The organism is Lysinibacillus sp. BSL11, from assembly GCF_052928325.1.
Genome location: NZ_JAVGCX010000009.1, coordinates 97349 through 119228 on the forward strand (window position 1 = coordinate 97349; position 21880 = coordinate 119228).

The 21880-nt window shown below is 37.4% G+C and carries 27 protein-coding genes and 1 pseudogene; 22 read left to right on the forward strand and 6 right to left on the reverse strand.

The genetic code is table 11. From position 1 onward, the window contains the following. Window positions 1-7 precede the first annotated feature (7 nt). Window positions 8-460 carry an NUDIX domain-containing protein gene (locus tag RCJ95_RS12425; RefSeq protein ID WP_221683199.1) on the reverse strand — a complete coding sequence of 151 codons (453 nt, stop codon included), beginning with the start codon at window positions 458-460 and terminating at the stop codon, window positions 8-10. Window positions 461-555: 95 nt separating this feature from the next. Here RCJ95_RS12425 and RCJ95_RS12430 point away from each other — a divergent pair, with 95 nt between their 5' ends. Further along, window positions 556-1056 (forward strand): hypothetical protein, encoded by a 501-nt coding sequence (locus tag RCJ95_RS12430; protein ID WP_255601736.1) that lies wholly within the window; start codon window positions 556-558, stop codon window positions 1054-1056. Window positions 1057-1341: 285 nt separating this feature from the next. Here the strand turns inward: RCJ95_RS12430 and RCJ95_RS12435 are convergent, their stop codons facing one another. The 3 genes from RCJ95_RS12435 to RCJ95_RS12445 all read right to left on the reverse strand — a co-directional run bounded on the left by RCJ95_RS12435 (window position 1342) and on the right by RCJ95_RS12445 (window position 3707). Continuing rightward, window positions 1342-2043, reverse strand: coding sequence for a Fic/DOC family protein (locus RCJ95_RS12435; RefSeq protein WP_257521946.1), 702 nt, complete (start codon window positions 2041-2043; stop codon window positions 1342-1344). Between the two features lie 3 nt (window positions 2044-2046). Continuing rightward, window positions 2047-2232 (reverse strand): antitoxin VbhA family protein, encoded by a 186-nt coding sequence (locus RCJ95_RS12440; protein ID WP_221683202.1) that lies wholly within the window; start codon window positions 2230-2232, stop codon window positions 2047-2049. A gap of 302 nt (window positions 2233-2534) precedes the next feature. After that, complete coding sequence (locus RCJ95_RS12445; RefSeq protein ID WP_221683216.1) at window positions 2535-3707, reverse strand: multidrug effflux MFS transporter; 1173 nt, start codon at window positions 3705-3707, stop codon at window positions 2535-2537. A gap of 288 nt (window positions 3708-3995) precedes the next feature. Between RCJ95_RS12445 and RCJ95_RS12450 the strand changes: the two genes are divergently transcribed. The 4 genes from RCJ95_RS12450 (at window position 3996) to RCJ95_RS12465 (ending at window position 6776) form a co-directional block, all read left to right on the forward strand. Next, window positions 3996-4847, forward strand: coding sequence for a GNAT family N-acetyltransferase (locus RCJ95_RS12450; protein WP_257521947.1), 852 nt, complete (start codon window positions 3996-3998; stop codon window positions 4845-4847). 103 nt (window positions 4848-4950) lie between these two features. Then, a complete protein-coding gene (locus RCJ95_RS12455; protein ID WP_221683204.1) occupies window positions 4951-5484 on the forward strand; it encodes a GNAT family N-acetyltransferase in 534 nt (177 codons plus the stop codon). 160 nt (window positions 5485-5644) lie between these two features. Further along, entirely contained in the window at window positions 5645-5860 is a 216-nt protein-coding gene (locus tag RCJ95_RS12460) for a hypothetical protein (RefSeq protein ID WP_221683205.1), read from the forward strand. Between the two features lie 136 nt (window positions 5861-5996). Continuing rightward, entirely contained in the window at window positions 5997-6776 is a 780-nt protein-coding gene (locus RCJ95_RS12465; protein WP_446722365.1) for a class I SAM-dependent methyltransferase, read from the forward strand. Between the two features lie 193 nt (window positions 6777-6969). Here the strand turns inward: RCJ95_RS12465 and RCJ95_RS12470 are convergent, their stop codons facing one another. Next, complete coding sequence (locus RCJ95_RS12470) at window positions 6970-7365, reverse strand: glucosamine 6-phosphate synthetase (RefSeq protein ID WP_221683207.1); 396 nt, start codon at window positions 7363-7365, stop codon at window positions 6970-6972. A gap of 192 nt (window positions 7366-7557) precedes the next feature. Between RCJ95_RS12470 and nagZ the strand changes: the two genes are divergently transcribed. From nagZ to RCJ95_RS12495, 5 genes and pseudogenes are all read left to right on the forward strand, one after another. After that, window positions 7558-9246 (forward strand): beta-N-acetylhexosaminidase, encoded by a 1689-nt coding sequence (gene nagZ / locus RCJ95_RS12475; protein ID WP_446722366.1) that lies wholly within the window; start codon window positions 7558-7560, stop codon window positions 9244-9246. A 133-nt stretch (window positions 9247-9379) separates the two neighbouring features. Beyond that, a pseudogene (locus tag RCJ95_RS12480) lies at window positions 9380-9580 on the forward strand (nucleoside transporter C-terminal domain-containing protein); the annotation flags it as partial. A gap of 169 nt (window positions 9581-9749) precedes the next feature. Further along, the gene (locus RCJ95_RS12485) at window positions 9750-10178 is read left to right on the forward strand and encodes a hypothetical protein (RefSeq protein ID WP_221683210.1); all 429 of its coding nucleotides are present in this window, start codon (window positions 9750-9752) and stop codon (window positions 10176-10178) included. 165 nt (window positions 10179-10343) lie between these two features. Continuing rightward, window positions 10344-11282, forward strand: coding sequence for an oxygen-dependent tRNA uridine(34) hydroxylase TrhO (gene trhO / locus RCJ95_RS12490; protein WP_221683130.1), 939 nt, complete (start codon window positions 10344-10346; stop codon window positions 11280-11282). 280 nt (window positions 11283-11562) lie between these two features. After that, window positions 11563-12456, forward strand: a complete 894-nt coding sequence (locus tag RCJ95_RS12495; RefSeq protein ID WP_221683129.1) for an SDR family oxidoreductase — start codon at window positions 11563-11565, stop codon at window positions 12454-12456. Window positions 12457-12616: 160 nt separating this feature from the next. On the opposite strand, the gene RCJ95_RS12500 is transcribed toward RCJ95_RS12495, so the two are convergent. After that, window positions 12617-13108, reverse strand: coding sequence for a DinB family protein (locus RCJ95_RS12500; RefSeq protein WP_202341906.1), 492 nt, complete (start codon window positions 13106-13108; stop codon window positions 12617-12619). A gap of 227 nt (window positions 13109-13335) precedes the next feature. On the opposite strand from RCJ95_RS12500, the gene RCJ95_RS12505 reads away from it, so the two are divergent. From RCJ95_RS12505 to RCJ95_RS12560, 12 genes are all read left to right on the forward strand, one after another. After that, window positions 13336-13542 (forward strand): helix-turn-helix transcriptional regulator, encoded by a 207-nt coding sequence (locus RCJ95_RS12505; RefSeq protein ID WP_004228831.1) that lies wholly within the window; start codon window positions 13336-13338, stop codon window positions 13540-13542. Further along, complete coding sequence (locus tag RCJ95_RS12510) at window positions 13539-14033, forward strand: hypothetical protein (protein ID WP_446722367.1); 495 nt, start codon at window positions 13539-13541, stop codon at window positions 14031-14033. Before RCJ95_RS12505 ends, RCJ95_RS12510 begins: the two co-directional genes overlap by 4 nt. A 163-nt stretch (window positions 14034-14196) precedes the next feature. Beyond that, entirely contained in the window at window positions 14197-14790 is a 594-nt protein-coding gene (locus RCJ95_RS12515; protein ID WP_446722368.1) for a VanZ family protein, read from the forward strand. 156 nt (window positions 14791-14946) lie between these two features. Continuing rightward, window positions 14947-15258 carry a hypothetical protein gene (locus tag RCJ95_RS12520; protein WP_221683127.1) on the forward strand — a complete coding sequence of 104 codons (312 nt, stop codon included), beginning with the start codon at window positions 14947-14949 and terminating at the stop codon, window positions 15256-15258. 152 nt (window positions 15259-15410) lie between these two features. Beyond that, the gene (locus RCJ95_RS12525) at window positions 15411-15641 is read left to right on the forward strand and encodes a hypothetical protein (RefSeq protein ID WP_257521957.1); all 231 of its coding nucleotides are present in this window, start codon (window positions 15411-15413) and stop codon (window positions 15639-15641) included. Window positions 15642-15742: 101 nt separating this feature from the next. Next, entirely contained in the window at window positions 15743-16249 is a 507-nt protein-coding gene (locus RCJ95_RS12530) for a GNAT family N-acetyltransferase (RefSeq protein WP_446722369.1), read from the forward strand. Between the two features lie 136 nt (window positions 16250-16385). Next, window positions 16386-16889: a hypothetical protein gene (locus RCJ95_RS12535; RefSeq protein ID WP_446722370.1), complete on the forward strand. Its 504-nt coding sequence runs from the start codon at window positions 16386-16388 to the stop codon at window positions 16887-16889. 243 nt (window positions 16890-17132) lie between these two features. Further along, entirely contained in the window at window positions 17133-17630 is a 498-nt protein-coding gene (locus tag RCJ95_RS12540; RefSeq protein WP_221683125.1) for an RNA polymerase sigma factor, read from the forward strand. Further along, a complete protein-coding gene (locus RCJ95_RS12545) occupies window positions 17617-18732 on the forward strand; it encodes a hypothetical protein (protein WP_221683124.1) in 1116 nt (371 codons plus the stop codon). Before RCJ95_RS12540 ends, RCJ95_RS12545 begins: the two co-directional genes overlap by 14 nt. Before the next feature lie 251 nt (window positions 18733-18983). After that, window positions 18984-19808 carry a copper amine oxidase N-terminal domain-containing protein gene (locus RCJ95_RS12550; RefSeq protein ID WP_221683123.1) on the forward strand — a complete coding sequence of 275 codons (825 nt, stop codon included), beginning with the start codon at window positions 18984-18986 and terminating at the stop codon, window positions 19806-19808. Between the two features lie 152 nt (window positions 19809-19960). After that, the gene (locus tag RCJ95_RS12555) at window positions 19961-20278 is read left to right on the forward strand and encodes a hypothetical protein (RefSeq protein ID WP_221683122.1); all 318 of its coding nucleotides are present in this window, start codon (window positions 19961-19963) and stop codon (window positions 20276-20278) included. Window positions 20279-20775: 497 nt separating this feature from the next. Beyond that, on the forward strand, window positions 20776-21876 hold the full coding sequence (locus tag RCJ95_RS12560) for an alpha/beta hydrolase (protein WP_446722371.1): 1101 nt from the start codon (window positions 20776-20778) through the stop codon (window positions 21874-21876). The last annotated feature ends 4 nt before the right edge of the window (window positions 21877-21880 follow it).

Below are 21880 nucleotides of genomic sequence, written 5' to 3' on the forward strand. Positions count from 1 at the left end.
GCCTGTTTTAATTGACATCGCCCAAATAGATTGTTGTTTGCTGTCCTCGTATAAACTGCTGTAACGGTTGGATAAGCGCTTTGGGGTAAAGTCTATATGTATGAAGCTTTTCAATCGGTATCCATTGGGTTCCAATTTGAAGACTATCTGGATTGGTTGGTTGACAAGTTTGCGCATTTACCTGACAGAGGAAATAATATTCTACCTGATGTACATCAGCATCAAAGGCGGCATGCTCATGATTTTGTCCGATGTATTCACGGATAAATAACAGCTCTCCAATGTGAACGGAGGAGCCAATTTCCTCAAGGCATTCCCTTTGCAATGTCTTGTGAAAGGTCTCTCCATGCTCCTGCCCACCGCCTGGGCAAAGGTAAAAGTAGCCCTCGACATCTTGATTTTTTGTTAGCAATAGTTTCCCATCCATGATGATGATGGCTTTGACAGAATTTCTAATCATCGACTTCTCCTTTTAATTGTTATTTTTCGTGATCATGACTAAAACGCTTTATGAATGTCTACCTTAGTAAAAAGGGGAGATGAAGCGTGTATTCAATGTCTAATTTTAAATTACTTGTCGAAAAACAGACTGAAATAGATACCATTTATCAAAAATGTAATGATTTAATTCAATCCAATGTTACACCAAAGCTAGATGCAGAGGTCGAGCAGTTTTTAAAGCTGGTTGAACAGCATTTGACACAGCAAGGCTTTACAATTACGAATACATCAACAGGGTTAATCGCCAATTATCAAGAGGCTGTCATTAATGTAGATAAACATTCAAAGCATTTGGAAGAATGCTTTTTTATCAATTTAAATAGTTATGCTGAGGATCAAGTCTCTATTGTACTCGATATCTCACCAACGATGCTACCGAAAATTTCAAACCAGCTCGATGGCTACACAGATATTATTGAGCAAATGACGGATAAGCTAAAGCAAGCAAAAAGTCTAGAGAAAGCCTGTACGAATCCCAAATTTCTTTATAAAACGCAAAGCAACAAAGTTTTTCATACCCCTCAGGAAGTGTTGGATTATTATTTTCAAGGATAGAGAAATAGCTAGGAAAAACTAGTAGGTGTATAAAAAGTGGAAACTTGATGTTGAGGACTGACCTCAACAGTATAGACAAATAAAAAAACACCTTCGATTGAATATGGGGTTAAAAACTAAATTTCAATTGGGAGGTGATTTTTCTAAGAGTAAAAGGTTTTAAATGAATGAATTGATACCTTTTGTGAAATAAATATAAAAAGGATGATGATTCCATTACAAATCACCATCCTTTTTAGTGTGTTAAATAACTAAAACATACTTAAACGGTAAATAAATCATTCCTTAATCCGTTTCAAAGGGCTTTTCTTTATATTTGGAAACATCATAATGCCCAATTAATTGATAATTACTAGACGTTTCATCGTCAACCTTAAATTTATTGAAATCAGCTACATCCAGTGCATCTGTCATCATCTTCAATAAATATTGTGGTTCCGGAGCTTCTTCTACTGCGGTAAGAACTAGTGCATTTCGTAAATAATGCTGTGAGAGTAATTGAGCATTGAAGTCTAGCCTATTTGCTTCAGCAAAAAGCTTCATGAAAATCGATACCGTTCGCGTATTTCCTTCTCGGAAAGGATGAACACGCCAAAGTTTTGTCATAAATGAAGAAAAGTCCTCTACAAGGCGAGGATTAGAATACTTCCATTGCTTAGATTTAGACCAACTGAAAATAGTTTTTAAATCAGATACAATGTGATCTTTATCACTATAAGCAACAGATAATCCATTTAAAACATGTTCACTTTTATAAATATTGACTGTTCGGAATTCTCCTGCCCATGAATATAGCTCATGAAAAAGGAAGTGATGAATCGTTTGGAGACTTTTATATTTTTGGAAGTCAATATCCTGCGTGATAGAAGAAATATCTATAATCCCAGCGATTAACAGTTGTGCTTCAACGTCAATCAATTGTTGTTCATCTCGAATATTTAATTTGTTGATTAAGACATTTGTATTAGGATAAATATATGGGTCCATAAACTACTGTGAAACCCTTGTATATTTTTCAACAATCGCTTGTTTCAATTGGCTGGATGATACTTGACCATTTTCATATTGGTTTAAGAGGTTCTGTGTAAATGCGCTCGGTTTTCCACCGTCAATGGCCGCCATACCAACTGCGAATTGCACTTGCTTTTTACGTTCTAAGGATGAATTTTCTTTCATAAATAACACCCCTCACTTTAATGGTATATCTATTATATCAGTTTTATGCATCAGGAGATAGTTAGATCACTGCCCGATGCCTACTGACATAGTTCAATCTTTGTCAGTAGCATTTACAGTTTGAGTGAGAAAATTCATTAGGTGCCAGTGGAAAAAGTTAGAGCTAGGCAATCCTATAATCAAAGTGGGTGAAATTTTACGAAGAGTAAAATTTCACCCACTTTTTCTATTCGGAGAAGAGGTTTTGTTCTAGTCTTTCATCTATCTAAAAGCAATAGCGATTGGAAGCCCGCTTTCTTCCATTATCGAATAAACTTTCTCCCGCAAAGCCACATCATCAAGGATAGACCTAAGAAATAGAGTGGCATTGTCAGTAAAGAACCGTTATGCAGTAAGCTCATACCAGATGTGATGGCACTGACGAGTAAGTAATAGCCGAGACTAAAGATAGCGCCTGCTGTGCCAATGACATCCTGAAAATCTACTAACGCTAAACTTAAGCAATTAGGAAGTGCAATGCCCGAGCCTAGCAGTGTTATAAAAATAGTAATCAGCATACTAATGGCCATCATGCTCGCGTGCAATGGTAGCGTACAGACGATGGTCAAAAGCAAAGTGCCACCAAGCATTACCAAACAGCCAACATGGATGATTTTTTGTGGCGGATGGCTGATGACGAGTCGCTTTGAAATCATAGCCCCTATTATGGAAGCAAGGGCAACGATAATGCCAAGAAATCCATACAGGCCAGGTGACAGTCGGAAATGCTCAATGAATATAAAGGGTGCTTCGGCATAGTAGCTAAATAGAATACCATTGATGCCTCCAATTAGTAGACCATAGACAAGCACGATGGGTGAAGCGAAAATGCGTTTGACGACAGGCAAAATCGCAGTTCTTTGTCTTGTTGCAGGATTGGTTGTTTCTGGAAGTCTGCAATAAGCATAGATAAATAACAAAATACTCATGATGACAAGGACAAAAAACACGGCTCGAAAGCCTAGTGCTTGATCCACCCAACCACCAATCAACGGCCCTACCGCTGGGGTAAAGGCAATGACGGCTGAAATTTGAGCAAACATTGCATGGCGTTGACTTCCCGTCACACTTTCACGCAAAATGGTTTGCGTAATAATGGAGCCAGTGGCAGCGCCGAATGCTTGGAGCAATCGACTTGCTAATAGAAAAGGAATTGTCTCTGCATAAAAGCAGAGTAGGCTACCTATTCCATAAAAAATTAAACCGCCTAGCATGGCAGGTCTACGGCCAATCAAATCAGAAATCCATCCCCAGCAGAAAACGCCGAATGCAAAGCCAATAAAATAGATACTTAATGTTAATTGGACAGAGCTATTGGCTACACCAAGTGCAGAGGCAATGTCCGGAAGTGATGGTGTGTATATTGTTTCACTAATTTGTGGAAAAGCCACAAGAACAATCATTAATAATAAAGATGGTACTGCCTGTTTTTTCAACATATTGCCCTCCTACAAGCAAAATTCTACTTTGTTAGATACAAGTAGATTGCGTAGCTAGGGAAACGGCGGGACCATTATAAGAATACGTTCATAGGATGTCATGTTGAAATCACCTTTATATGCTTGAAGTAGGAGTGCATAGTCTAGCAACTATTATAGGCTATTTTACAATACTTATATAGTAATAATTGCTAAAGCTAAGAGATATTGCTTGTACATGGAAGGGGGATTTTGTAAAATGGAACAAACGTTCTTTTAAATTTGGATGACAGAGGGTGTATCTAATTGAATTTTGAGCTAACTTTATTTACTTCTACCGATATTCAGGGATTAATCGAGCTATCAGCTTCCGTTGGATGGGATTACGATGCCTACGAAATTGAAACGATTATGGCAGCAGGTAGAATAGTTGGACATAAAAATAGGGAAGGGAAAATTGTTTCCTGTGCAGCCATTATTCCCTACGATACAAATGTAGCTTCCATTGGTATGGTGATTGTGCATGAGCAATGCAGAGGTTTTGGCTTAGGTAGAATCGTTACACAAGCCTGTATCGATAGTGTTTCAGTGAAAACAGCGATTATGCTCGTAGCTACAAAAGAAGGACAACCTTTATATCAAAAGATGGGCTTCACGACTGTTGAGCATGTACATAAATATTTGGCAGACAAATTTGTTGAGACGACAAGAGAATCCGATTTTTTAGGCACCATCAAAGAATTTCAAGAGCAGGATTTTGAACAGCTTGCCAAGCTTGACGCAGCAGCCTTTGGGGATAGTAGAAGAATCTTTCTGCGTAAAAGAATACAGCAGTCACAGCGCTGTGTTGTTGTGAAAAATCAGGACAATCAAATGATTGGCTATGGCTTAACGATCGCGGGGCCGATTTATCTTCTTTTAGGACCAATCGTCGCGCCAAGTAAAGAAATAGCGCATGATATTATCAATGAATTGGCTAAGGGGTATCAGGGGAAATTACGTATCGACTGTCCATCTGTTCAAATGGAGCTTGGTCCAATTTTACAACAGAGTGGTTTTACGATGGCTGCAACACCACCAATCATGATCCGTAATGCCAAAAAAATACCTACAAGAAATCAAACATTATTTGCTCTAGCAGCACAAGCCTTTGGTTAATCAAACGTGCAAGCCTACTTTGGGGTTTGCACGTTTATGTTGTTAAAAAAGGATTTTGAAGGAAGAGTAGAGAATGATATGGATGGTAGAGGAGGGGAACAGCATGTTTCCAGAATTAGAGACAGCAAGACTGAGATTAAGAGAACTCACAGAGGAGGATGTTCCTGCGATTTTTCGTTGTTTTTCCAATGAGGCTTTAACACGCTATTATGGGCAGGAGCCTTTTGCCGACTTAAAGCAGGCCGAGCAATTAATCAAGCAATTTGCCAAAACCTTTGAGGAAAAGCGCGGGATTCGTTGGGGAATTGAACGAAAAGATTCGAATGAAGTGATTGGTACAGTTGGCTTCCATTTATGGTCAGCGGCACATCAACGAGCAGAAATTGGCTATGAAATTCATCCTGATTACTGGCGGCAGGGTTATACAAAAGAAGCTGTGCAGAAAGTAATTGCATATGGTTTTGGGGATATGAACTTAAACAGGATTGGAGCCATTGTTTTTTTAGAGAATGAGGCATCTTCCAAGCTTTTAATTCAGCTTGGATTCCAACAGGAAGGCATATTGAGGGACTATATGTATCAAAAGGGACAAGCACATGATACATTTATCTATTCTTTGTTAAAAAAAGATGATTAACGTAGCTTTAGCGCTTTTATAGAATAATCATTTACTTGGAAATGGATAATAAATAATAATTTAGATCGAGTTTTGAGGCTGCTTTTTTCGGTTATAGTTCTTATATGAACAACAATTCATAAGTTCGTGTAAAAAAGTAACAGATGAGGGGCTGGGTGTTATGGAGCAATATAGCACAGCTTATTTTCAAAAGCTAGATTTACTGTCAAGCTTATACGCAGGACAGGCTGCTTTAAAGGATTCCATTCCAACTGAGAAGGTCAAGCGAATGGAGCGGTATCAACAAATTGAAGCGGCGATTACAAAACTAAATAACGAAATTAGAATAATTGAACGGACCATATTAAAGTCCACCCATCCTACTAGAAATAGTTAATGGAAGTTCAACCCATGCATTTCCTTGCATGGGTTTTTCGTTTGATAAGGTAATCTTATGTATTTTCATAATAATTATAGATTTTTCTTATGGTTGATCTACTAGTACACTAAAATAAAAGGGGAGGGTGAAGAGAATGGGGATTGATTTCCACAATCAGCAACATCGTACGTCTTATACAACAAGACAGGCAGATAGCTCATGGAAGGCAGCGTTAGCGAAACATATTCCTTTTCATCGTATGGGAAAGGCAGTAGATATCGGCTGTGGCGGAGGAATTTATGCCAAGGCACTTGTCGACATGGGGGTGGCATCTGTAACAGGTGTAGACTTTTCACTAGCCATGCTAGACGGAGCGAAAGAAAATTGTCGAGCATATCCGCAAATCACATTTGTCCAAGGAAATGCTTTCAATACAGGGCTTGCAGGGGATACTTTTGATATCGTGCTTGAACGAGCCTTAATTCATCATATACAAGATGTCAAAGCATGCTTTCAAGAGGCATTTCGGCTTTTACAGAAAGGCGGTTATTTTATCGTACAGGATCGCACCCCAGAGGATTGCTTACTTCCAGGGGATGCTCATAATATAAGGGGCTATTTCTTTGAAAGTTTTCCTTCGCTTATTCAAAAGGAAGTAGAGCGCAGACACAATAGTCAGTTGGTGACAGAAAGCTTACAAGAAGTAGGCTTTCAAGAAATTAGTGAGCTAAAACTATGGGAGACGAGACAGGTCTATGCCAATAAGGAGCAATTATTGGCTGATTTACAAGGTAGAGTGGGGCGTAGTCTATTACATGAATTGAATGACAACCAATTATCGACCCTTCTTGAGGATATAAGGAATGCGATCACAACAGAAGGTTCCATTATGGAAAAGGATCGATGGACGATTTGGATCGCTAAGAAAAAATAATAACCACCTTCTGGAGAGGATCAACCCTCTCCATTTTTATTCGATTGCAGCATCAAAATATTACTCTGCTTTCACAGAGCTATATCCGTCAATTTACAGGATTTATCCGCCACTTTTAACTTTCTATCCGTCACTTTCGGATTGCTATCCACTACTTTGTACATTTTATCCGCTTTCCCATAGAAAACCCTCATTATTTAGCAAGTGCTAGCAAAAATTTATCGCGGTCTGCTTCTTCCTGCATTTTACTATCGACAAGCATTGCACCTGATTGAACACTTGTGATGTCGTTGTCTACAAGAAACTGTACATTGACTTTGGCTATTTCATTGTTAACCGTGCAATCACCCTCAAACTCTACAACATCCTGTCCCTTTTGTGTTTCAAAATAGACCCAATATGGATTTTCACAGGCAGAGGCAAAGGCACTCTCCAAAGTTTTTGTACTATTTTCATAGGAATAGTTTTTTACGTATGTAATATATTCATTGTCGGTAATATCCTTTTGTGGACCATAGAAGTACCAAAATACCGCTAAGATACCGATTGGCACAATCCACAATATATTTCTTTTACTTAATTTCCCCATGTGTTATATCCCCCTTTATGTGAATATTTTAACATCTTCTTTTGCATTTTTGCTAGCTTACGATAATATTTTCTATTGAAGGCTGCGATTCTGTTCACAGCGTGAGTTTTGAATTCAGTTGACAGTTATGATAACGTTAGTTGATAGATTTGTTTCGATGTCGCCAAATGGCTTGGTGAAGGAGGTTTTTACATGCATAAAAGAAGACGTGGTGTGCTGCTAATTCTTGTGCTGATGTTAATGGGTCTAGCCTTTTTTATCGGCATGAAAATGAGACCAGTCACACAACCGACTAGAAATCCTGAGACAACGCCCGTTCAAGAGGATGCGTCTGAACAGGAAGGTGGTTCAGAGAATATTGAGGTTCTCATACAGGAGATTGCTCAATTAGCACGAGAAGGAAAAGTACCTGATGTGCCATTTGCAGCAGGAGATACAGAACAACAAGCGGTTCGTGAGCAATGGGGAGAACCGCAGCAGGTCACTGAATCCGCCAATGGACAATATGAAGATTATGAGGATGTGACGATTGGTTATCGAGGTTCACAGGCCTTCGATATCCGTTCATCGAAAGAGAATATCAAAAGCATTCGTTTAGCAGATATTAAAAATAAGTTGGGTGAACCTGATGAAGTTCGTTACTATCAGGATCCATCAACCAATCAAATTATTCTTGTCTACCAAGTAAATGCCAGCTATCAATTAAAGTGGATTTTACCCAAACCGACTGACAGTGATGCCAATCCTGCCGTTCATCATGTATCAGTCTATACGGAACTTAAGCCACAAGCGCCAGATAGGCTGGAACAAATGACATTGGACGAGAAAATCGGTCAAATGATGTTTGCAGGTGTTTCAGGCACGACGCTTCAGCCGGAGACAACAAGCCTTATTCAAAAGGCTAAAGTAGGTGGTTTGATCCTTTATGGCAATAATCTTGAAACACCCCAGCAAACAGTCACATTGATGAATGACTTAATGGCTGCCAATTCGAAGAATCAGCTACCACTTTTCCTTGGCACCGACCAAGAGGGTGGAAAAGTAGTCAGATTACCAGGCGCTTTAAACAATTTCCCAACGAACCAAAAAATTGGGGACATTAACCAATCCAAGTTTTCATTTGAAGTAGGCCAATTATTAGGGGAGCAATTAAGGGCATTTGGCTTCAATCTGGACTTTGCGCCTGTATTAGATGTCAATAGCAATCCGAATAATCCAATTATCGGGGATCGTTCGTTTTCCAATGATCCAGCTATCGTCAGCAAATTGGGCATTCAAACAATGAAGGGTCTGGAGTCGGAGCAGGTTATTCCTGTCGTGAAGCATTTCCCTGGGCATGGTGACACATCTGTGGACTCTCACTTAGAATTGCCAAAGGTGGCAAAAAGCTTGAACGATTTGAATCAGCTAGAGCTTGTCCCATTTAAAGAGGCCATTAACAATGGTGCAGATGTCGTCATGGTCGCACATATTTTATTGCCAAAAATTGATCCACAGTATCCTTCCTCAATGTCGAAGGAAATTATCACGGGTATGCTAAGAAAGCAGCTGGGCTTTGATGGTGTTGTGATGACTGATGATATGACGATGAAAGCCATCACGAATCATTATGCGATCGGGCAAGCAGCTGTTGATTCGATCAAGGCTGGTAGTGATATTATTTTAATCGCTCATGAATATGCCAATATTACAGCAGCGATAGAAGCGGTGAAGGTAGCCGTCAGCAATGGGGAAATAACAGAGGACCGCATAAATGAAAGTGTCCAAAGAATCCTAAAACTAAAAGAAAAATATCAGCTTGTCAATCAGCCCGTGCCAGCAGTCGATATCAACAAGCTTAACACGGGCATCGAAAAAGTTTTGAATACGTATATGAAATAAAGGCGAAAAGGGACATACAGCTACCGGTGTATGTTCCTTTTTGTGAATGATGGATGGGGTGAGAATAGGGATAACGAATTCAAATATGAATTCGTTGCCATGCTGGACTTCGTTAAAATCCAAGCAAGATAGCTTCAGTGAGCGTACAGCAGCCATTGTCTCTGCTTTCCTCATATCCTTTGCTAACGTTGGCTCGATTGGTACTATCGTAGGTGCAGTAAAAGGGTTAAATGAAAAGCAGGGCAACGTGGTGGCACGCTTTGGATTAAAATTGCTATACGGTGCCTCACTTGTAAGTGTACTATCCGCGATCATTATTGGGATTGTGTTTTAAATAGAAGAAATTAGAAGGGCATATTTTAGGCGTATCAATCTCTAAAATATGCTTTTTTTGATTTTTTGACGGGTTAGAAATATTGTAACTTTCTTCCACAATTTTCGTTTGATCTAGTATGAGGTTTAATTGTACTAAAAGTATAAAAATCATAAGAGGATGGATTAGAATGAAAATTTTTTATCATTGTTTCATCATGTGGATACCTTTTATAGTGCTGTTTGCCTTAGCAGGATTTGGCTTAGAAGTTTTAGAAGGAAGAAAAATCAGAACATCAGAATATATGACGGGATTTCGTGATTTAGGCGTTGGTTATATGTTCTTAATGGGTTCTTTTGCTTTTATTCTCTATCCGATTTCGTTTTTACCGCTAACATTTATTGTGAGTCGTTTTATGAAAAATGGGCTGTTCAAAGTGGTTCCCTTTACTTTATTTGGTGGGGCAATAGGGGCTTTTTCTTTAACAATCATCTATGATTCGCGATTTATAGAAGAATATAATATAAGTATTGTCAATTCCATGCTTATTTTTGGGATTGCGGGTTTCCTCTACGCTTTAGTAGAAAATGCGGTGAAGAAAAATATAAAATTTGTTTAACGAATGAATGTGTCTTTTTTCATCTAGCGGAATATGGGAAAATATTTCTACTCATTTCAGTCTAATTACCGATAGCATATTAACGGATTATCCTTTATGGTTAATAGGTCGTAAAAGACACTATCAGGAATATCCTGCAAATATTGAAATGATAGGTGGAAAACAATGAATTATCAAGTTTTATTATATTACCATTACACGAAGATTGAAGACCCAGCGGTGTTTTCAGAAACGCACTTAGCAATGTGTAAAGAAATCGGTTTAAAAGGTCGTATTTTAGTAGCCAATGAGGGTATTAACGGGACTGTTTCGGGGACGATTGAGCAAACAGAGCAATACATGGCAAACATGCAAGCAGACCCATTATTTGAAGGCATTGTCTTTAAAATGGATGCGGCAGAAGGACATGCATTCAAAAAAATGCACGTTCGCCCACGTCCTGAGTTAGTCAACTTAGGCTTAGAAGAAGACGTCAACCCACATGAATTAACAGGTCGCTACCTGTCACCAGAACAATTCCTTGCTGAAATGCAAGATGAAAATACAGTAGTATTAGATGTGCGTAACACGTATGAATACGATGTCGGCCATTTTCGTGGCGCGATTCGACCAGAGGTAAAAAATTTCCGTGATACACCTGAATGGGTCCGTGCAAACCGTGAGCTATTCGAAGGGAAAAATGTTTTAACCTATTGCACGGGTGGTATTCGTTGTGAGAAGTTTTCAGGTTGGATGAAACGTGAAGGCTTTGGCAATGTTGGTCAATTACATGGCGGTGTGGCAACATATGGAAAAGATCCTGTTGCAAAAGGTCAATTATGGGATGGGCAAATGTACGTTTTCGATGAGCGTTTAACAGTGCCAATCAATCAAGTAGAGCATGTGATTGTCGGTCGTGATCACTATGACGGTGAACCTTGTGAACGTTACATTAACTGTGCAAATCCTGAATGTAACAAGCAAATTATCGCATCAGAAGAAAATGAAGCAAAGCATTTAGGTGGCTGTACCATTGAATGTACAAAGCATGCGCGCAACCGCTATATCGTGCGCCACAATTTAACCGAAGAACAAGTAGCTCAAGCAATTGAGGCGTTAATTTAAACATACAAAGCGTTATTAAATATCTTTCATCACCTACTTTATAGAGGTACTTAAAACACTCAATGTAAGTGTTCAAACTATCCATTTCAGCATTGGACTAGTCTGCTCGCTTCCATAGGGTGTTTTTTCTTTTGAAAGAAGAGTAAATGACTCAATCATAGGTTCTGAAACTGTTTAAAGTAAATGTTCAAAGGGTATTCAACAAAATGTAACAGGATTTAAATAGTGCAAGCAAACAAAGTGTTTGTCACTAAATATTCAAAATAGGAGATGATAGTTGATGGGAAACCCACATCTAACCGATCCACGTAAAAAATTTCATACTGAAAAATTCCCAAATCAAGAACAGAACACGCCAGCGCTACAGCATGGAATGATCCCCAAACCTGACTGCGGAGAAGAATCATATAAAGGATACAATCGTCTAGAAGGGCGTAATGCGTTAATTACAGGAGGCGATTCTGGGATTGGCCGTGCTGCCGCTATTGCCTATGCACGTGAAGGAGCCAATGTAGCCATCCAATTCTTCCCTGGTGAAGAGGAAGATGCCAACGTCGTTAAAGAATTAATCGAAAAAGCAGGAAGAAAAGCATTGCTGCTACCGTATGACTTACGAGAAGATAACGCAGCGACAGAGATTGTTACAAAAACCGTGGAAGCCTTTGGTGGATTGGACATTCTTGTATTAAATGCTGCGCAACAGATCGCACAGCCCTCCCTAAGTGACTTAACGATTAAACAAGTGCAAGATACTTTCAAAGTAAACATCATCAGCATGTTCGAGACCGTAAAAGCTGCTGAAGAACATTTGGAACCAGGAAGTGCAATTATCACCACCACATCGGTTCAATCTTTCGATCCATCCTCATCTTTAATGGATTATGCTGCGACAAAAGGTGCAATAAGCAACTTTATGGTATCCCTGTCCTCCTATTTTGCTTCGAAAGGGGTGCGTGTCAATGGTGTTGCACCAGGACCAATTTGGACGCCATTGCAGTTGGATAATGGAAAATTGGAAGGAGAGATTCCTGAGTTTGGCCAAAATACGCCCCTTGGCCGTGCGGGACAGCCAGTAGAGCTTGCACCAGTGTATGTTCTGCTTGCCTCCGATGAAGGAAGTTATATCACGGGTCAGATTTATGGAGTGACAGGTGGTAAGCCGATAGACTTGTAAACTTAATAAAACCTCTCTCGACATCAGTGATCTGAGTATGGTAGATTAACAGCTTAAGATTGATAATGAAAACGAACTAAATGATATACCCCCTACAGTTAGTAGTTTGTCTCTAACTTTAGGGGGCATCTGCTTTTCAATCACCAATTGGAATCATCGTTTATAAGTAGGAGCGCTTAGCAGGCCATGAACCTTGTAGTTTACGAAGTTGAACAATTTGTCCTGTATGGTAAGCGTCGTGCAAAAGGATATTTAGATATTGTTGCCAAACTGGAAGAGCGGGACTAGGTTGATCTAATGCCTCTTCTTGAAGGGATGCTAATGAAGATTTTAAGGCATCATGTACGTGAAGTGTTCGTTTCACTGTTTCTTGCCAAGCATCTTCATCATGGGCTTCTCCTTGGACAAACGTTTCATCATTATTTTGTGGAGCAACAAATGTCTCATCTTTATGTAAGCGAGAAAGTAAGCGCTCTTTAAAGATTAATAAATGGTTTACATTTTCCCAAATCGTATTAGCAGCATTACCTTCTGGTTGCCAACTAGCTTGCGCAGCAGTGAGATTCTTTAATGCGTCTGATAACGGTGGGTACCATTCCTCTTCGTAAAACACCTGATTGACTCCATTTTGCAAGAGCTCTTTTTTACTCATTTGGATAACCTCCTTGTTGTAACGCTCAAAACATTCCTTACTATTAATTTATCAAATTTTCCGAAAATAGTACATGGTAATAGAATTTTGTTGTTCTTCACTCGACATTGCCATTTCATCTAACTAAAAATAAAATTGTAAAGTGTGCTTGACATACATAGTGATGTAAAGTAAAATTTACTTAACATTAAATGTATAGTTTGCTTTACATTTATAAAGGAGGCATTATGAAAAACAGAATTCGAGAATTACGAAAATTGAAGAAGATTACGCAGGAAGAATTGTCGAAACAAGTTGGCGTTTCACGGCAATCAATCATTGCTATTGAATCTGGAAAATTCAATCCATCCTTAGAACTTGCCTACAACATTTCCAAAGCGTTCAATAGCACAATTGAAGAGGTGTTTATATTTGAAGAGGAGGAGAATGAATGATGGAGATTAATATCTTGGGTATGATTGGTTTGTATGGGGGAGTGATTGGTGGACTCCTTGGATGGTGGCTAGGACGAAAGAAAGCTAGAAAAAACAGTGGTTTAGACGAGCTGTACTATCATATTTGGCAAAAGGCCAGATCCTATTCTTGGTATGTGACATTAGGAGCGCTGTATGTTTTCTTTACGTTACTCAATTTTGGAATAGAATTAAGCACTGCTATGGTTTTAGGTATCCTTTTATTAACACACGTAGCGAGTTGGGGAATCATTGGGATTATTTTGACCATCAATATGTCCAGTGCAGCCCCGTTACAGCCCTCGCGTGTGAAGGTGGGCCTATTCGTCTTCATGACGTCCATTATTGTATTCACGATCATCTCGATCCTGACGACAAACTGGCTGTTTTTATTATTTAGTATTCCTCCTAATTTAATTGCACTTTTTACGGCACTTACGCCAAAGCGAAAAGATTCCGAGGTAACCTACTAAACTTCATATAATATCGTACCGTTTTTTCCCCTATAGATATGGTGGTCTATAGGGGTATTTTTTTATATATGACATTAAAAGCATCTAAATGGAAAAATGGTTTTGACTAACATTGTTAAAATAAGTAAAATGATAGTTGTTACAAAATTTAGGAGGTGTTTACTTGCATACAAACTATGTTCTATATAATATTGTTCCTTTCGGATTTTTAGTGTTGTTGGTCTATATTTTTATAGATGTATTTCTTGATTACTTTAGAAAAGAAATCAAGCGTAACCAAAGACGCGTTACTTTATATAGCTTTCTCTTCTATTTACTATGTTTACTTCAAATTAAAGTAGGGGGAATAACACTTTTACCTCTAAATCCAGCAGACAAAAGTAGGAGTTTTATTACAGCTAATGATTGGTTTGGAATTTTTGATGGTATCCACTTCAGTATGTATTTGTGGAGCTATTCAGCTATAGTTTATAATTTTTTATTATTACTTCCTTTAGGGATATTTTTATTCGTTCTTTTCCATTTTAAAAATAGAAATAAAGCCATTTTTATAGTGATATTGTGTTGTTTAGGAATAGAGCTTTTACGTCTACTATTAGGGTCGTTTAGTTTAGTTCCTAGGAACATTGGTTCTCTAGATGGTATCTACTTATTATGTAATATGCTTGGTGGAATAGTTGGTATATTAATAGTGAAAATATTTACGCAAATACAAGTGAAGCGAAAAGATAAAGTTTATAATGGTAGTTTTAATTGAATAATAGTTTTCGGCAATGGGGCGCGTTTATTAATCAACGTGTCTTTTTCTTTTAAAGGGCAATATTGTTGAATAATACAGTTATTTGAAACCTTTCCTACAATTTACCGTTAAGTATTGTTAAACAGTAATACAAAATAGAAAGAGGGATTCGTTATGATTGGTTGGCTTAATATTGGCAGTCTCTTACTAGGACTAATCGCTTGGATACTTCCAGTTATTTATCTCATGGGAAATAAAAAACATGAACATTCTAATTGGGGCATCCTTTCCGTTCTCAGCATCAGTGCCTCTGCTATTTCAATTAGTTTTCAGATGTTCTATAATTATCATTTAGTAAAAATTGAGGATTGGACGGCACTCATGGACACGACACGTGCAGTCGTGATAGCCACAGCAGTTCTTCTCATTTTTACATTTATATTAAATGGACTTACTTTTATTGTATACCGACAGAACAAAAAGTAGGATAGTAGATTCCAGTGTTTTAAGAGGGAGCATATTTCGCTAATAAGTAATGCTCTCTTCATTAAAGAACAATGGGTTTATTGTTATCTTTGTAGAATCTAATTATTATAATAAATTGTGGTGAAATTCAATTATATAAAGGGAGTGTATTGGTGGACCTACTACTTTGGATAACTATTGGTTTCATAATAATTGGATTTGTTGTGCTCGCCTCTATGAAAAAAGATATGGAAAGTAAGGTCGCTTTTATAAAATTGAATATGGAAGAAGAGGAAAATTCATCAAAAGCTAAATCTGTAGTTTGGTGGATATGGAGTACCACTGCTTGGGGGATCGTAAGTCTGTTTCTTGTTGTTTGGTGTTTTCATCATTACTTTGGGTAACTTTTAGCTTCAAATGTGCTTAAAAACAGGTACTGCGCATTTCTAAAAAGGAATGCGTGATATTTTGTGGCAAAATAAATTAAAAGCAAAGGGTGGGCATTTTGCAGATAATCGAGACGGAACGATTATATCTTAGAGCGTTAAAAATGGACGATCATCATGAATTATCAAAAGTGCTTTCCGACCCAGAGTCTATGCAATATTATCCTCATCCCTTTAATCAAGAAGAGGTTAAAAATTGGATCAGATGGAATGAGAAAAATTATAGGCAATATAATTACGGACTATGGGCAGTTATTTTAAAAGATGGGCATAAATTTATCGGTGATTGTGGAATAACCATGCAGAACATTGACGGTGTATGGTTACCTGAAATCGGGTTTCACATTATTAAAGCGTATTGGAATAAAGGGTATGCCACAGAAGCGGCGTGTGCTTGTAAGGAATATGCATGGAATGTTCTGGGCTATTCCGAAATATTTTCATACACGACCTTAAAAAATATCCCATCCCAAAAAGTTGCGGAAAAAATCGGGATGGAAAATTATAAGATTTTTGAGAAGAATGGTGAACAACAAATCGTTCAAGTTGCCTACAAAAGTATATGAATATTGAGTAACTCATTTTTTATTCCAGAAAAGGGCGCGTTTATATATAGGAACGTGTCTTTTTCTTTTAAAGAGTTGAATAGCATTCTTTTTGGGAATTTAATATTTATGCGAAAATTTGTCAAAGGGGGATGGAATGAAGAAGCATATAAAAGGTTTAGTACCTTGCATTTATTTGATGTTGTCGTTCTTTGTACTATCTGGCTGCAATGCTCAAAAAAGTGGTAATACTTATTATTTATTATTGATGGGTGAAAGTGAAAGCTGGAATCTAACAGGATATGAAATTGTTATAACACCAGAAGACTTTAAAGCAGGATTTGGAACCTTAAAAATGAAAAACGTCAATACGTATATGACAGATTTCTTCCACTTTGAAACGCATGTGGTTATCGAGAGTGATGATTCGGTAGTTCATACTGGTTCAGTTACTGGTGAGACGAATATAGCAGAATATACAACTGGTGCTATTGCAGGGCCGTATATCAATAAAAATGGTGACTTTGTTACACTTGAAGATATAAATGAGATTTATATGGTGGTTGAATGGTGGGATATTAGCAAGAACGAAAGTATAAAAGAAAGAATAGATTTATTTAACCAATCAAAAAAAGAACAGTCCTTCTTGAACGAACTATAGTTATAGTTGAATAACGATCTTCTCGGACGCTTTTCTGAAATAATAGGAAAGCGTCTTTCTTCATGAAAAGGGCCATTATCAGTAAGCCCATCTAATACATAGGTACTGTTGCATCATCTATAAGTGCATTGCATACTACTGCAATCTTGATAAAAAGGCTACTCTAAAATATTTCCAGGAGATTGAACAATTTTTTAGAAAACGAGCGTCTAAGAAGTAGGATTGAAACGAGGTGAGTTGTTGTTGGAACAAATCGTAGAACAATATGGTGAATATTTGTATCATCTTAGCTATTTATATATGAAGGATTTTCAGCTTGCAGAGGAGATTACACAGGACGTACTCATGAAGTACTTATTACGTAAAGACGATTTTAGAAAAGATGCTTCATTGAAAACGTATTTAACCCGTATCGCTATTAATTGCTGTCACGATGAACTACGTAAACAAAAGAGAAAATCATTTATTTCAAAACTTTTACCACTAGGCAGAACTGAACCCTCAGTTGAGCAAACATATATAGCAACTGAGGATTTTGCAACCTTAAAGCAAATTGTCTTTGCATTACCACTTCATTATAGGGAAGTCATTGTACTGTTTTATTATGAAGAATTTGATGTTTCTGAAATTGCTAGTTTATTAAACGTCTCACAAAACACCGTTCGTACAAGGATTCGTCGAGCGAGAGAATTGTTGAAAACAAATCCGGAACTGGAGGCAATATTTTATGAAGGAATTTAAAGACAAGCTAAAAGAAGAATTGCGACAAGATGCCCCATTTACAAACGACATCAAGCACCGTATATTGCAAAAGAAACCCATAAAAAGAAAGTTCAACTGGCAGGTTGTCACCGTATCTATTGCAGCCTGTTTCATTATTGGGTTAATGCTATTCGTTGAGTTTTCTCAAAAGAATAACCTACAAACCGCAAGTCAGCAAACTGAGCTATTACCGATTATCGATGATGTTTCCTCTTTAGACATCATTGAGCCGCAATATGCCCATCTACTTGGGAAACAATGGATGCTGCATTTTTTGCCAATGATTATCGATAAGGAAGCCCCCATTACGTATGGAGATTATATTGCCTTTTATGGAACGGATGGGCTTGTCGTTTCAACTGTATTAGGATTAGGTAATGATCATGTAACAATGAAGCAAGGGCAAATTTTAGTAGATGATACCCCATTAAAAGTTCATGGATTAAATGAGCAAATAAAAAAAGAGGATATCAATGACCCATTGAAAAATCCTTACTTTTTTCATAATTTTGGAACTAGACCAGCGCCATTCAATGACAAATCGATTTCTGCGAAAGAAAAAGAAATGGTTGTTTATGACAGTGACGAGGGCCATACGATTATGAAAATTAGTGAGGGACAATTAGTAGGTAAGGTCGTAGGCTTCCAAAATTTTGAGCTAACATTTGAATTGACTGAACAGGAGCAGCAAGTTTTTAATGCCTTTAAAGAGGATTATAATATTGAAAAGTTAAAAAATATGCCACCCCAAGCGATTACTAAAATGTTTTTAATGAGTGATATGGAAAAAGATTATGAAACATATGAAGCATTGTTCACAACAAATAGGAACGATGAAACAGAAAGTGTTCAAAGATATTATGAGAAAACGAAAATCGTACGTCAAAAGTTGTTTACAAAGGAAATAAATCGCCTTATTATCGCAAATCTCTTCGTGGGGTTAGAACATGCAGAGTTTGAGCAGCAAACAGATACAACAGGGGTTATAAAATTTATTTCACTTGAAGGACCAATAGAGCTAAGTATGGAAAAAAATGCCCAAGGAATTTGGCAGCCAGCCTTTAGTAGAGGAATTTATTAGCTTTTTAGAAAGAACATCAATTTACGCATGAAGGCAAAAACCTTCCTAAAGCCTTATTGGATAATTTTCATCAGTATCCTTATCTAACAATCGGACGCGTTTATTTCGAAACGCGTCTTCTTTTAATAGGTCATGTAGATTGAATAAAGAGTAGAATAGTTTAACGATATATGTGGATTTTTATGGTAAAATATTTAGTGAAATGTATTTTTTGGGAGAATAGTGAGTTTTAAGAAAAGGAGTGTTCAAAGTTGAAAAAAGTGTTCTCAGGAATTTTTCTTGCATTGATTTTAATCATGACTTCATCACCTACATATGCAGCCGATTTTCAAATAAAAGTTGACGGTGTTACCATTGCATCCGATGTAAACCCCGAAGTTAAAAATAATCGGACAATGGTTCCTTTACGTGTAATTAGCGAAAATTTAGGGGCAAATGTTACTTGGACGGATGCTCAAATTACCCTTACTAAAAACGATATGCAGGTCATACTAAAGCTTAATCGTAATCAAGTGGTGAAAAACGGTAAAACAGAACTGCTTGATGTAGAGCCATACATGAAAAATAATCGTACTTTTGTTCCGATGCGTTTTATTGCCGAAACATTTGGCAGCAATGTCACTTACAATAACGGTACAGTAACAGTTGAGACACAGCCTCTCTTTATTAATGGTATAAAAGTAAAAGCTTTGCAATACGAATATCATATGACATTAGGCGGAGTCATACAGCAAATTAATGGGAATGGTTATAACGAAGCTATTTATAATACTTTTATAAAAAATAATGGAAGTAAAGTCGAAGCACCTACTTATAATCCTTGGGATACTCATCCCATTCCAGTAGGGGACTATGATAAAAATGCGCAATTTGATTTTTTAGACCAAGACTCGAACAGTATCAAGCGGTTTGATATTTATTTTTCAACAGGGAACTTAGGCGGAGTATTGGTGCATGATACTACTGCAAATCATTGGTATGCATACAGTGATACCGCAAGACTAGGCATACTTCAATTAATTGATAATGCCTCGATGAACGGCTTTGTGACGGTTATGAGTAATACAGTTCCATAAGGTGGATGATAGTATTTTACTATTGTTTTAACGGAGTGCTTTACTCTTAATAAGGAGTAGAGCCTTTTTCTACTTTAACAAAATTGCAACTTTGTTTGTACCATTACGCAGGTTTATATTTTCATGTTGTCAGAAGAAATGAGGTAATTTATTTGGATGAATGGAAGAAAGTTGTACTTAGTTTACTCGAAATCATTGTAATTCTATCGATTGGTTTCCTTTTTACAACTTATATTTTAAGGCCTATATACGAGAATTTTGGAATTCAATTTACAGGTGACGTATGGGTAAACTGGTTTGGATTATCGTATATTTTATTCGTCTTATACTCGTTGATTGTCGGTATTTTTATTTTTCAGGAAAGTAATATCTTTAAACAGCGACGTACATCTGTACTCTTTTGGCTCATTTTTATTGGTTCAATTTATGTAGTTTTTATCCCTTTTATAAAAGGTGAAAATCCATTCTAAGACTTCTATATAGTTCATTATTTCAACAATTCCAAAATCTATTATCGACACAAAGTAGGATAAAAATCAAAAACTGCATCCATTTAGATGCAGTTTTATTTTTTTCTAATCAATATTTCACCAAGTGGGATTCCTACCACCACAACCAAAACCGTTAAAATTAACAGCGCTCTAAAAATAAAATATGCAGCTTCATCAAACATCGTATCCCTCCTTTTTTTACAATACCTACCCCATATTTAGAAAAAATTATTGTTGTGTTTTAATAATATAGTTTACGCAAGGTACGTATGCAGTTTTTTAAAAATTTTTGGTCTTCAGACATTTCTTTAGTAAGGTCATTTTAATCCTTTAGAAAATGGAAGAATAAAATTTTGTAATGCTATACAAGATCTTCAATCGTTATTTGCTAAAGAATGAGCTAAAGGTTAATAATCCTTTACCCGAGATAATAAATAGTAAACGATACATAAGTAAATTTAATGGAGGTTATGATGATGAGGGTAGCGAAGAAGATAGCCAAGATAGCAGGAATCCTTCTAGTTATACTGACTTTGTTTATGGGGATTGGATACGCTATTCTTGTGATTAATCCATTAGGAAATAAACCAGGCAAGCCAGTTGCGGATATTGAAGACAAGGTGGAGATTTGGGGAGAAGAAGTGGCAGGTAATCATTCGGGAAGTAAGCTAGATGATATGAATATTAAGGGCAATCCTAACAGACTTTTGGCGACATTCAAATTTTCCACTGGCATCGTGGGAGAAGACTATAAAGACAATGAAGTGGCCATTGATACCTTTACCTATATCCATGAAATTGAAGGGGGTTATGAAAAATCAACCTATGAAGATGAGCCCTATCTGATTCCTTATACGGTCGCGAACAGTGACAGTGCCGTCATTATTATGCCAGGTGGTGGTTATGGCTTTAAGGAAATGGATGGAGGAACAGCGGAAGGAAAGGAAATAGCTGCATCATTAAATAAAGCAGGTATTAATGCATTCGTTCTTCACTATCGTTCCAATCCCTATGAGTGGCCTATTCCACAGCTAGATGTTCAACGTGCTGTCCGTTATCTACGTTACCATGCCAATGATTATGGTCTCCATCCAGATCGAATTGGTTTGATAGGTTTTAGTGCGGGAGGTTATCAAACGGGTAGCTTTATTAACCTCATTCAAGGTGAAAATCTGTTTCCTGCTAGTTATCAGCCTGATGCCATTGATGCTGTTGATGATCAAGTAGCATCCGCTGCAATGATTTACCCTGCATTGACGTATCGCTATAATGTGCCCATGCTCTTTGCTTCTTTTAATGATGAAGATGTCAGAAATCCAGAAAAGCGGGAAGAGCTCTTGCAGCAGACAGATTTATCTACGCATTTCAGGACAGCTCATATACCTCAGTTTATAGCTTATGGGACAAAGGATTTAGCAATCGGGGTAAAAGGTCCACAGGAATATATCCAATCTGCACGAAACGCAGACGCGGATGTGACTGTGATAGTAGCAGAGGGTCAGAATCATGGCTTTAAGCAGGAATACTATATGCGAGCATATCTTGAATGGGTAAAGAAAATTTTTGATTCTTTATAATTTG

Coding starts and splice junctions, on each gene's coding strand:
- RCJ95_RS12460 (WP_221683205.1), top strand. CDS start 5,645: ATGGAGCAATATAGCACAGCTTATTTTCAAAAGCTAGATTTACTGTCA.
- RCJ95_RS12430 (WP_255601736.1), top strand. CDS start 556: ATGTCTAATTTTAAATTACTTGTCGAAAAACAGACTGAAATAGATACC.
- nagZ (WP_446722366.1), top strand. CDS start 7,558: ATGCATAAAAGAAGACGTGGTGTGCTGCTAATTCTTGTGCTGATGTTA.
- RCJ95_RS12560 (WP_446722371.1), top strand. CDS start 20,776: ATGAGGGTAGCGAAGAAGATAGCCAAGATAGCAGGAATCCTTCTAGTT.
- RCJ95_RS12500 (WP_202341906.1), bottom strand. CDS start 13,108: ATGAGTAAAAAAGAGCTCTTGCAAAATGGAGTCAATCAGGTGTTTTAC.
- RCJ95_RS12495 (WP_221683129.1), top strand. CDS start 11,563: ATGGGAAACCCACATCTAACCGATCCACGTAAAAAATTTCATACTGAA.
- RCJ95_RS12435 (WP_257521946.1), bottom strand. CDS start 2,043: ATGGACCCATATATTTATCCTAATACAAATGTCTTAATCAACAAATTA.
- RCJ95_RS12485 (WP_221683210.1), top strand. CDS start 9,750: ATGAAAATTTTTTATCATTGTTTCATCATGTGGATACCTTTTATAGTG.
- RCJ95_RS12455 (WP_221683204.1), top strand. CDS start 4,951: ATGTTTCCAGAATTAGAGACAGCAAGACTGAGATTAAGAGAACTCACA.
- RCJ95_RS12520 (WP_221683127.1), top strand. CDS start 14,947: ATGATTGGTTGGCTTAATATTGGCAGTCTCTTACTAGGACTAATCGCT.
- RCJ95_RS12440 (WP_221683202.1), bottom strand. CDS start 2,232: ATGAAAGAAAATTCATCCTTAGAACGTAAAAAGCAAGTGCAATTCGCA.
- RCJ95_RS12425 (WP_221683199.1), bottom strand. CDS start 460: ATGATTAGAAATTCTGTCAAAGCCATCATCATCATGGATGGGAAACTA.
- RCJ95_RS12545 (WP_221683124.1), top strand. CDS start 17,617: ATGAAGGAATTTAAAGACAAGCTAAAAGAAGAATTGCGACAAGATGCC.
- RCJ95_RS12535 (WP_446722370.1), top strand. CDS start 16,386: ATGAAGAAGCATATAAAAGGTTTAGTACCTTGCATTTATTTGATGTTG.
- RCJ95_RS12470 (WP_221683207.1), bottom strand. CDS start 7,365: ATGGGGAAATTAAGTAAAAGAAATATATTGTGGATTGTGCCAATCGGT.
- trhO (WP_221683130.1), top strand. CDS start 10,344: ATGAATTATCAAGTTTTATTATATTACCATTACACGAAGATTGAAGAC.
- RCJ95_RS12510 (WP_446722367.1), top strand. CDS start 13,539: ATGATGGAGATTAATATCTTGGGTATGATTGGTTTGTATGGGGGAGTG.
- RCJ95_RS12505 (WP_004228831.1), top strand. CDS start 13,336: ATGAAAAACAGAATTCGAGAATTACGAAAATTGAAGAAGATTACGCAG.
- RCJ95_RS12465 (WP_446722365.1), top strand. CDS start 5,997: ATGGGGATTGATTTCCACAATCAGCAACATCGTACGTCTTATACAACA.